This is a genomic window from Ensifer sp. ENS02, assembly GCF_014851885.1.
GTDB classification, from domain to species: domain Bacteria; phylum Pseudomonadota; class Alphaproteobacteria; order Rhizobiales; family Rhizobiaceae; genus Ensifer; species Ensifer adhaerens.
Genome location: NZ_JACVAO010000028.1, coordinates 52,926 through 63,745, shown reverse-complemented (window position 1 = coordinate 63,745; position 10,820 = coordinate 52,926). Strand labels below are relative to the sequence as shown.

General features: G+C 62.5%; 9 protein-coding genes. 2 read left to right on the top strand and 7 right to left on the bottom strand.

The window, feature by feature from the left end; all coding sequences use genetic code 11:
* Positions 1-336: 336 nt before the first annotated feature.
* Together IB262_RS33615 and IB262_RS33610 are read right to left on the bottom strand one after the other, a co-directional pair.
* Positions 337-1,560, bottom strand: coding sequence for an acyl-CoA dehydrogenase family protein (locus IB262_RS33615; protein WP_060521250.1), 1,224 nt, complete (start codon positions 1,558-1,560; stop codon positions 337-339).
* A 91-nt stretch (positions 1,561-1,651) separates the two neighbouring features.
* Positions 1,652-3,283: an ABC transporter substrate-binding protein gene (locus IB262_RS33610; protein WP_034791602.1), complete on the bottom strand. Its 1,632-nt coding sequence runs from the start codon at positions 3,281-3,283 to the stop codon at positions 1,652-1,654.
* Positions 3,284-3,632: 349 nt separating this feature from the next.
* Here IB262_RS33610 and IB262_RS33605 point away from each other — a divergent pair, with 349 nt between their 5' ends.
* Together IB262_RS33605 and IB262_RS33600 are read left to right on the top strand one after the other, a co-directional pair.
* Positions 3,633-4,733, top strand: a complete 1,101-nt coding sequence (locus tag IB262_RS33605) for an LLM class flavin-dependent oxidoreductase (RefSeq protein WP_060521251.1) — start codon at positions 3,633-3,635, stop codon at positions 4,731-4,733.
* Positions 4,730-5,683 carry an amidohydrolase family protein gene (locus IB262_RS33600; RefSeq protein WP_060521252.1) on the top strand — a complete coding sequence of 318 codons (954 nt, stop codon included), beginning with the start codon at positions 4,730-4,732 and terminating at the stop codon, positions 5,681-5,683. The genes IB262_RS33605 and IB262_RS33600 overlap by 4 nt, the downstream gene beginning before the upstream one ends.
* A gap of 88 nt (positions 5,684-5,771) precedes the next feature.
* Here IB262_RS33600 and IB262_RS33595 read toward each other — a convergent pair whose 3' ends face one another.
* The 5 genes from IB262_RS33595 to IB262_RS33575 are packed head-to-tail and all read right to left on the bottom strand — an operon-like array spanning position 5,772 to position 10,755.
* Entirely contained in the window at positions 5,772-6,833 is a 1,062-nt protein-coding gene (locus IB262_RS33595) for an aldo/keto reductase (protein ID WP_034791585.1), read from the bottom strand.
* Positions 6,834-6,847: 14 nt separating this feature from the next.
* A complete protein-coding gene (locus IB262_RS33590; RefSeq protein ID WP_192494470.1) occupies positions 6,848-7,792 on the bottom strand; it encodes an oligopeptide/dipeptide ABC transporter ATP-binding protein in 945 nt (314 codons plus the stop codon).
* On the bottom strand, positions 7,770-8,768 hold the full coding sequence (locus tag IB262_RS33585; RefSeq protein WP_060521254.1) for an ABC transporter ATP-binding protein: 999 nt from the start codon (positions 8,766-8,768) through the stop codon (positions 7,770-7,772). The genes IB262_RS33590 and IB262_RS33585 overlap by 23 nt, the downstream gene beginning before the upstream one ends.
* A 2-nt stretch (positions 8,769-8,770) precedes the next feature.
* Positions 8,771-9,769 carry an ABC transporter permease gene (locus tag IB262_RS33580; protein ID WP_060521255.1) on the bottom strand — a complete coding sequence of 333 codons (999 nt, stop codon included), beginning with the start codon at positions 9,767-9,769 and terminating at the stop codon, positions 8,771-8,773.
* On the bottom strand, positions 9,769-10,755 hold the full coding sequence (locus tag IB262_RS33575) for an ABC transporter permease (RefSeq protein WP_060521256.1): 987 nt from the start codon (positions 10,753-10,755) through the stop codon (positions 9,769-9,771). The genes IB262_RS33580 and IB262_RS33575 overlap by 1 nt, the downstream gene beginning before the upstream one ends.
* Between the last annotated feature and the right edge of the window lie 65 nt (positions 10,756-10,820).

The following is a 10,820-nucleotide window of genomic DNA, read 5'->3' as shown; positions in this document are numbered from 1 at the left end:
GTGTTGAGATCTCCAAAACCCCAACAGGATAAGCCGAAAGGCCGGAAGCGTGGCTGTCCCTCAATCATCACCTGCATCTCAGTGATCCGTTCTCTCAGCGGACGCGGTCTCTTTCATGCCACCTCCTGTGCGAAAGGTGTATATTAGCACATATAATCGATAGATTTCACCTTCATTCTAGAGCGCCCTTTCCAAGCTTACCGCCGCGCGTAGTTTTTTCTCCTCACGCCTGGGACTTTGCGACGATAGAGCTTCCAACCATCGGCTCAGTTGAGCGCCGAAGCGACCGTCAGCAAGCCGACCAGACCGCAGGCGCTGCCAGACAGGTGTGTGCAGTCAAAACACCCTTCCTTCCCTCAGATGCGTGGTCGTGCCGTTCAGCAGGTAGTCGCCCAGCACACGCGACTTATGCAGGAGCGGGTTGTGGTTGAGAACGGTGCGGATGTTGCGCCAGTGCCGATCGAAGTTGTTGCCGCGCGAAGTCGCCGAGCCGCCGCCGAGCTCGAACATGCGCTCAGCGCTTCGCAAGCCGAGCTGGCCAAGGACAAGCTGCGCTCGCGCTGTCGTCAGCGCGCTCTCGATCAAGGCGTCCTCGATCGCGGCATCGTTGCTACTGCCCAAGGCGGCAACCGTCCGGTCGAGCGCAACCGCGGCGGCGGCAACCGCCGTGTCGATCGCGAAGGAATTGGCGGCGATTTCGCCGATCACCTGCTGCACGAACGGATCCTGATTGGCCGTTTCGGCGCTGCTGTGGGCGGCAGATCGCGCTTGGCTGCGAACATAGGCAAGGCCGTCCGAAAGGACGTTTCGCACCGCGCCGGCAGCACTTGCCGCCAGATGCAACTGGCGCAGCGTCGAGCAGTGGCGACCGACGAGATTGTCGAGGGCGCGCCGGGCCAATTCGTGCGGAAACACCTCGACATTGTCGAGGATGACGCCGCCGCTGGCGGTCAGGCGCTGCCCCATGCCATCCCAATCGTCAAGAATGGTAATGCCCTGCCGGTCGACCGGCAGGAGAACACCAACGGCCTGCCCCTCCTCGTCCAGCGCGCTGAACGAAGCGAAGTCGGCAAAGGCTGTTCCCGTGGCATACCATTTGCGGCCGTTGAGCCTGTAGGTGTCGCCCTTTCTGGCGATCGTCGTCGTCACCTGGCCGGGGCGAGCCGTGCCTTGCTCTGTATGGGCGCCGCCAAAAAGCTTGCCGCTCAGAATAAGCTCGACTGCACCGGCATCCCGCTCACGAGGCTCGCTGAGGATAACGTTTTCGACATAGTTGAAATGAGACCGGAGCGCGTGGGCGACGTTGGAATCGGCAGCACCGATCGCCGCGATCATCTCGATGTAATCGGCAACAGAACCGCCCGGCCCGCCGAGCACCGCCGGGATGCGCAGGGTTCCAAGTTCCAGCTCGCGGAAAAGCTTGAAGGCTTCGAAGGGAAGTTGACGCGAGAGGTCTCGTTCGGACGCGCCCTTGGCGACTTCGGCCACGAAGCCGGGAATGCGCGCGAGAAGCTGCGCGCGTGTTGGGCGGGAAACGGTCAGCACCTTGGTTATCGTCACACGTCAACTCCGACACTGAAGAAAAAGAGAGTGCAGCCAGGGTCCGCTCCGGCTGCACTCGCGCCTTCGACGACTACGTCGTCGAGATCATTTACGATTGCCCGTCGAGATAGATGCCTGCCCCATTGCTCCAGAGATGCTCGACGCCGAGCTTCAGGTTCTTTACCCGCTTGTCGTAGACGGTGATGACAGCCGGGGTGACGATGTCGAGCGTCGGCAGATCCTGAACCACCAGTTTCTGGAACTCGTTGAAGAGCTGCAGGCGCTTCTTCGGATCGATCTCGACGGCGGCCGTTTCGAGCAGTCGATCGACGTCCGGGTTCGAATACTTGGAGCCGTTGGTGAAGGGCACGCCCGGCTTGAAGTTCTTCGACCAGTAGAGCCGCTGAACACCGACGGTCGGGTCGTAGAGGTTACTCATGCCTTCAATCGCGATATCGAAGTCGCGATCGGTGAAGACGCGCTTGACGAAAGTCGCAAAGTCCTGGGTTCGCAGCTCTACCTTGATGCCCACTTTGGCAAGGGCCTGGGCGATGTATTCCGCGGTCTGCTTGGGAGGACCGGAAGGCTGGGTCGGATCGATGAACAGCTTGAAGCGGAAACCGTCGGCGCCCCGCGCATAACCTGCCTCGTCGAGGAGCTTTTCGGCCTTGGCCGGGTCGAACTCGTATTTGGGAAGGTCCGGAGTGTAGAACTTCGCGAGATCCGGGCTGACAGGCCCGTCGAGCCGCGTTGCATAGCCGAGGTAGACGGTATTGACGATGAAGTCCTTGTCGACCGCGTGCGCGATCGCATGGCGCACCTTGATGTCGGCAAGATACTTGTTTTCGAGATTGAACTCGGCGCGGGCGATGCTCGGCGAATAGGGCGCCGGATCGGTATCGACGACGAGGTTCGGGTTGGCCTTCAGCCGGTCGATGTCGGTGAGCGGCAGGTTGGCCGTCGAGACCTGCACCTCGCCGGTCTCGATCGCAGCGACGGCTGCCGCCGGATCGATGATGAAGCGGAAGATGATCTGATCAAGGTAGGGCTTGGGCGAACCCCAATAGTCCTCGTTGCGCACGAAAAGCGCATGGCTTCCGCGCACCCATTCGACGAACTTGTAGGGGCCGGTGCCGACAGGCGCGACGTTGTGCGGGTTTTCCGCAATCTTTGTGCCTTCATAGAGGTGCTTCGGGACGATTGGCGCCTCGAAGCTTGCAAAGGCGGTCAAAAGGTAAGGAGCCGGCTTGGCAAGGATCAATTCGACCTCATGCGAATTGAGAATATTGGCCTCCTTCACATGGGCAAAGGTCGCCCGGCCACGTGGGTGGTTTTCCTTAAGCGCCAGGATCGAAAAGGCGACGTCTTCGGCCGTGAAATCCTTGCCGTCGTGCCAACGGACACCCTGGCGCAGCTTGAACCAGTAGCGCAGGCCGTCTTCGCTGACCGTCCACTCGGTGGCGAGCAGCGGCTGAGGATTGAAGTCCTTGTCATAGGTGAGCAGGCTCTCGGTCGCCTTGCCGCTGATGTAGTAGGCAGCGCCGGCGCTATGGGCGATAAGGACGAGAACTGGCGGTTCGGTGCCGATGTTGATCGATACGCTGCCGCCGCGCGGCGGCTCGTCTGCCGCGAGCGAGGGCACCGGCAGCATTGGAACGGCAATCGCGCTCGCCAGCGCAACGGAGGAAAGGAGGAACGCGCGCCGCGTCGGCTTGAAAGTCCCGTTGTGTCTTGCTGTCATCTGAGTATCCCCTAGCAGGCGAAGCACAGGCAACGCCGATTTCTCCAGCACCCCTGTCAGGGCGTTAGCCAGACTTTATAAAATCTACTATATTTATCGAGATAGTGTAATTCTAAAGTCCAGGGCTTTTCTGAAAAAAGCTACTCACGCCGAAGCCTTTGCCGGACCGGCGATGTGCACGCAGACAGGATGAGTGTCTGTAAAAGCCGCCTTGGTGGAGGAAAAGTTCCCGAAGGGCCCATCGCACGACAATCCATCCCAAGATCGGCGGGCAAAAAGCAATCGACAAAATACATATGATAAATAGATTATTGCGATCTGCGCGCCCAGCATTCTGAAGGAGTTCTCCATGCGTCCCGAATTCATCGGCCATACGTCCAACAGGGAAGGGTCCGACATCGTGCCGGCCTCCGGTCCGGTCATCGACAAGACCTATATTCGCAATCACGTGCAGGCCGCGGAGGCCGCCGGCATCGATCGTCTGCTGATCGGCCAGTTCGCGCAATGGCCCGACAACAACCAGATCGCCGCCTATGTCTTCAGCCAGACCGACCGGATCGGGGCGCTGCTTGCCCACCGGCCCGGCCTGATGGCCCCGACACTCGGCGCGCGCCAGCTTGCCACCCTCGATCAGTTCTCCGAGGGCCGCTTGTGGGTGCATATCATCACCGGCGGATCCGACACGGACCAGGCTCGCGACGGCGACTTCGAGGATCACGACACCCGCTATGCCCGCACCGACGAGTATCTGCAGGTGCTGAGGAAAGTCTGGGAGAGCGATCAGCCCTTCGATCACGAGGGGCGCTTCTACAGGTTCAAGGGCGCCTATAGCCAGGTAAAGCCGTTCCAGAAGCCCCGTATCCCGATTTCCTTCGGCGGTTCGTCCGATGCGGCGATCGCCGTTGCCGGTAAGCACGCCGATATCTATGCGCTCTGGGGCGAACCGCTCGACGGCGCACGGGAAACCATCGGCAAGGTACGCACAGCGGCGATTGCCAATGGTCGCGCGGCAGACGATATCCGCTTCACCCTCGCCTTTCGCACCGTCGTGGCTGAGACCGAAGACGCCGCCTGGGCAAAGGCGGCCGATATCCTCGAGAAGGTCAAGTCACAGGTCGCGCGCTCGGCCGGCGGCAACGGCGAGAAGCTGCCATCTAACGTCGGTTCTGTTCGCCTGCGGCAGGCCGCCAGCCGCGGCAAGGTGCTGGACAAGCGGCTCTGGACCGAAGTCGCAGAAGCGAGTGGCGCCGGCGGAAATTCGACAGCTCTTGTCGGGACACCCGAACAGGTCGCCGACGCCATCCTCGACTATTACGACGCGGGCGTTTCCAACTTCCTCGTTCGTGGCTTCTACCCGACAGAAGATACCGTCACCTATGGGCGTGATGTCGTGCCGTTGGTGAAAGCTGGCATTGCTGAACGCGAAGCGAGAAAGGTCGCCGCCGAATGACCGCTCCGCTCGATATCGTCGACATCCATGCCCATCTCTGGCCGCCAGCCTGGCGTCCCGGAGGCAAATACGAAAAGCCCGCTGGCGCATTTTCGCCGGAGATACATCGAAAAATCACGACGCCTCAGGCGCTGGTCGACGAACTTGAACAAAGCGGCGTATCGCTCGCTGTGGTCACGGCGACGATCGAAAGCCTCTTCGGATTGGAGGCAAGCATACCGCTTGAAGCCGTCCGGGAGGCCAACGACTGGCTGGCGACGCTTTCGCGCGAGCATTCTACCCTCACCGGATTTGCCGTCGTCGATGCCTTTGCCGGCGACGAAGCGGCCCGCGAAGCCGAGCGGGCAATCGTCGAGCTCGGTCTTTCAGGACTGGTGATTGACAGTTCACGCGCCAGCAAGTTCATCGCCGATCCCGCCGTCCGCCCCACGCTCGAAGTTGCGGCGCGCCACAGGGTTCCGGTTTTCGTGCATCCCGTTGCCCACCCGGACGCCGGCGTTCTGATCGACGGCGCCGGCAATCTCGGCAACTCGCTCGGGCGTGGATTGATGAACGGCGTCGCCTTCCTGTCGGTCATCCAGTCTCCGCTGCTCGAGGAACTGCCAGACCTGCATCTGGTCTTTGCAACGCTCGGTCTGGGCGCAATTGTCCAGGCGGCACGCGCCGGCATCTATGCTCGCTCTGCCAGGGAAGCGGGGCGACGGCCCAATATCTACTTCGACACGATGGGGCATGATCCGGACATCGTACGCACGCTGACAGGCTTTTTCGGCGCAGACCGCGTGCTTGCCGGCACGGACTGGCCAATTCTTCCTGCGCTCGATGCGGACGCGTTGCGGCAGAGCTTGGAGCAAGCCGGGCTAAGCGATCAGGAGGCACGTCTCGTTGCTGGCGGCAACGCCCGGCGCCTTCTCGGCCTCAGGCACCAGCAGGCCGTAGCTGCGGAATAGTCACGCGCAAAACGAAGCCCCGGATCGATGATCCGGGGCTCTTTGCAACAGGATGGCACTGGTCGGGAGGTACCCAGCCAGGACCCTCTCAAGCGACGCGCTGCGAGCGGGCGAGCGGGATGATCTCGGCTTCGCCCGCGCCGGACCGCGGCTCACGGCCTTCGAGCGGGTGGCCCGGATCCGTGAAGCCCGGTGTCGACGGATGACCGGGCGCGACCAGGCGATCAACCAGCGCCTCGTCTTCCGCATCGAGCTTGACGTCCAGCGCGCGGATATAGCCATCCCAATGCTCTTCCGTGCGGGGCCCTGCGATGGTCGAGGTGATCAGCCGGTTGTTCAGCACCCAGGCGAGCGCGAAATCGGCGGCAGCAATTCCCTTGGCCTTCGCGTGTGCGGCAATCTCCTTGGCGATCGCCACCGATTCTTCGCGAAACTCCACGTCATGCATGCGCTTGTCGCCGCGTCCGGCGCGGGTATCGGCAGCTGGCGCTTCGCCGGGATTGTACTTGCCCGTCAGAACGCCGCGGGCGAGCGGGCTGTAGGACACAGCACCCAGTCCATAGGCTGCAGCCGCCGGCAGCTGCTCGGCCTCGGCGGTGCGGTTGACGATGTTATAGAGGGGCTGGCTTGCGATCGGCCGATCGATGCCGAGCTGGTCGGCGAGATGGGCGACTTCCGCAATGCGCCATCCCCGGAAGTTTGAGACCCCGAAATAGCGCAGCTTGCCGGCCTTGATCAGGTCGGCGATCGCCCGCACCGGCTCTTCGAGCGGCGCATCGAAGACGGCGCGATGAAAGTAGAGGATGTCGATGTAGTCCGTGCCGAGATTGCGCAGCGAGTTTTCGACAGTCTGATAGACCCATTTGCGCGAATAGCCCCCGAGGTTCGGCCCCTTCGCACGCGAATTGACGAACTTCGTTGCCACCACCCAATGGTCGCGGTTGGCCTTGATGCCGCGCCCGACCACCTCTTCCGACTTGCCGTCGTGGTAGACGTCGGCCGTGTCGATGAAGTTGATGCCCTGCTCGCGCGCCTTGTCGATGATGCGGAAGGCAACGTCGTCAGGCGTCTGGTTGCCGAACATCATGGATCCGAGCGTCAGCGGCGACACTTTGAGGGCGCTGCGCCCAAGATAGCGATACTCAACCATTCAAGTTCTCCATTTCAGTTGATCTGGTCCGCGACATGACAGGCCACCTGATGGCCCGGTTTGATGGTGCGGAATTCGGGTTCGGTGACGCGGCAGAGGTCCGTCGCCAGCGGGCAGCGGGTGTGGAACCGACAGCCCGACGGAATGTCGCTCGGGCTCGGCAGATCGCCGCCAAGGGGAGCCGCCTGCCGCGGCCGCGAGGGATCGGGAACCGCGGCCATCAAAGCGCGCGTGTAGGGATGGCGCGGGTCCGACCAGAGCGTCTCATTGTCGGCGCTTTCCACGATCCGGCCGAGATACATGACCAAAACCCGGTCGCAGAAATAACGCACCACAGACAGGTCATGGCTGATGAAAAGATAGGAAAGACCGAACTCCTTCTTCATCTCCACCAAAAGGTTCAGGATCTGCGCCTGGATCGACAGGTCGAGCGCCGATACGGGCTCGTCGCAAACGATCAGGTCCGGGTTGAGCAGCAGCGCGCGGGCAATGCCGATCCTTTGCCGCTGGCCGCCCGAGAATTCGTGCGGATAGCGATTGATGGCATCGGCGGGCAGCCCGACCTTGGAGATGATGCCGGCAACGGTGTCACGCCGCTCCGCTCGGCTGCCGGCCTTGTGCACGATCAGAGGCGCCTCCAGGATTTCACCGATCGTGTGGCGCGGATTGAGCGACGCGAAGGGATCCTGAAAGATCATCTGGATCGACTTGCGCACGTTCCTGAGGCGACCCTGGTCAAGTCTCGTGATGTCTTCGCCCTTGAATTCGATCCGCCCCTCGGTCGGATCGACCAGGCGCAAAAGCGTCTTGCCAAGCGTCGACTTGCCACAGCCGCTTTCGCCGACAAGCCCGACGGTTTCACCGCGCTCGACCACGAGATCGACGCCATCGACGGAGCGTAAGAGGCCGTCGCGCGTCTTGTAGTGTGTCTTCAGATCAGAGGCTGAGATGAGCGGCATCGGGCACGGCCTTGAGGGACGAAGTGAACGGGCAGGCAACGAGCCTCTCCGGCGTCTGAGCAATCAGCGGCGGCACCTGATGGCCGCAGCTCGCACGCGCCTGGCGACAGCGCGGCCTGAAGGGACAGCCGGCCTCGCCGGCCGCCGAGACGATCGACCCGGGGATCTCGGTCAAGCGGCCGCTCAGATAGTGAAGGTCGTTCTTTAGCCGTGGCGAGGCCGAAAGCAGCCCGCGCGTATAGGGATGCAGCGGATCGTTGAAGAGATCTCCGGGCAAGGCCTGCTCGACCTTGCGGCCGGCATACATGACGACGACCTTGTCGGCCCATTGCGCGACGACGCCGAGGTCGTGGGTGATCAACACCACAGCCATCTGAAGCTCGCGCCTGAGCGTGTCGAGCAGGTCGAGCACCTGCGCCTGGATCGTCACGTCGAGCGCCGTCGTCGGTTCGTCGGCGATCAGCAACTTTGGCCGGCACGCAACCGCCATGGCAATCATCACCCGCTGGCGCATACCGCCCGACAACTGATGCGGATAATCGTCGACCCGCTTTTCGGCGGCAGGAATACGCACGAGCTTCAAAAGTTCGATCGCGCGTTCCCGCGCCGCTCGACCTGAAAGCTTCTCGTGCACCTTCAGCACTTCGCCGATCTGCCGGCCGATCGACATGACCGGATTGAGGCTCGTCATCGGCTCCTGAAAGATCATGGCGATGTCGCGCCCGCGCAGCTGCCGCATCTCACGCGCATCGAGCCCCAGAAGATCGCGGTCGTCAAAGACGATGCGGCCGCTGGTCACCCGTGCTGCGCGCGGCAGCAACTGCATTAGCGCGAGCGCGGTCAACGATTTGCCCGAACCGGACTCGCCGACGATCGCCAGCGTCTCCCCCGCCCCCACCTCGAACGAGAGATTTCTGACTGGCTCGGCACGCGGAAAGCCGATGGTGAGGTCTTCGACCTGGAGCAGCGGCGCCATCGTCAGCGATCCCCAGTGAAACGGGGGTTAAGGGCATCGTTCAGCCCGTCGCCGATGAGATTGAGCGCAAGCACCGTAAAGACGATGGCGAGGCCCGGAAGGGCCGTCAGGTACCAGGCGGTCCGGACCAGTTCGCGACCGGTACCGATCATCGAGCCCCAGCTCACGACATTGGGGTCGCCGAGCCCCATGAAGGAAAGTGCGGATTCCATCAGGATTGCGGTGGCGACCATGACCGATGACGTCACGATAATCGGCGGCAGCGCGTTGGGCAGGATCTCGCGGAAGATGATCCGTCCATGGCCAAAGCCGAGACTGCGGGCGGCCATGACGAAATCCTTCTCTCGGATCGCACGAAACTCGGCCCTGGTCAGCCTTGCCACCGTCGGCCAGGAAATGACCGCGATCGCAAGCGTCACCGTTGATGCCGAGGGTTGGACGATCGCGACCAGAACGACGAGCAGCACGAAGCTCGGCAAGGTCTGGAAGATCTCGATCAGCCGCACCAGGAGATCGTCGATCCAGCCGCCGAAGTAACCGGCGATCGCGCCGACGATCACGCCGAAGGTGAGACCGAGCGCTGTTGCCATCAGCCCCACGAACAGGGAAATGCGCGAGCCATGCAGGATGCCAGCGAGCACGTCGCGGCCGAGCGCGTCCGTGCCGAGCGGGAAAGCCGGATCCTGGCCCGGCCACAGGAACGGTTTTCCGACCATCGACAGCGGGTCGTCGGGATAAAGCACTGGAGCCAGCAGCGCGACGGCGATCACAAGCGCAAGGAAGGCCGTTCCGAACAGGGCATTGGGGTTGGCCAGAAAGACCTTGAGGGCCCTTCGCCCATTGGTAATGGCGACCGCAGTGCTCTGCTGGGAGCGCGCATCGGGCGCCTTTACGTTGGACCAGGACGGGCGCTCCGGCGCGGTAGCCTGCTCGCTCGTGGCAGGAGCGGCATAGGCGCCGCCCGTAACCGCTGGGAAAGCTCCGAAGTCGGTGGCGGACATCAGCGCGCTCCAATTCGAGGGTCGAGCCAGGCGTGGACAAGGTCCACCGTGGCATTGGCAATGATGACGAGAAGTGAGGACAGAAGCAGGATGCCGAGGAGCACGGTGAAATCCCGGCCCATGACCGCCTCGAAGGCGAGCCTGCCAAGGCCCGGCCAGCTGTAGACGGTTTCCACCACCACGGCGCCGCCGAGCATGCCGCCGATGTGCATGCCGGCCATGGTCGTGATCGGGATCAGCGCGTTTCGCAAGATATGCCTCGCGGTGACGCCATAAGGCGTCAGCCCTTTGGCAAAGGCGGTGCGGACAAAGTCCTGGTTTTTGACTTCGAGCATGGCGGCGCGCGTCAGCCGCGCATAGATCGCGACGTAGAAAAGCGCGAGCGACGTTGCCGGGAGCACCATGTAGCGGGCCTTGTCGAAGAGCGCCGGGAACCCTTTCAGCTGGGATCCGATCGTGCCTGCACCCCCGGTCGGCAACCAGCCGAGCTTGACCGAGAAGAGCACGATCAGCATCAGGCCGATCCAGAAACTCGGGATCGAATAGAAGAGCAGCGAGAAGATCGACAAAAGCCGATCGGGGATCCGCCCCGCAAACGTCGCCATCAGCGATCCGAGGATGACACCGAGGGCGATCGCGATGACGAGTGCCACCGCCATCAGCGTCAATGTTCCGGGCAGGCGCTGCGCAATCAGGTCGGCGACCGGCATGCCGTAGCGCGGGGAAAATCCAAGGCTGAATTGCGCGAGGTTGCCGAGATAGGTGGCCAATTGCTCGAGCACCGGACTATCCAGGCCGAAGCGGGCTCTCAGTGCCGCAACGCTTTCTTCGGTCGCCGAACCCGCCTCGCCGGCAAGCACATCGGCCGCGTCGCCGGGAGCCAGCTGCAAAAGGAAAAAGTTCAGGATCACAATTCCAAGGATCGTTGGAACTGCCTGCAGAAGCGTTCGTCGAAGCGTTCGCGCAATTCTGATCAGCACCGGCATCGATGTCGCCTCTCCGTTTGGCTGTCCGCCAACAGCGAACCTTCACCTCGGCCTGACCTTGTCGC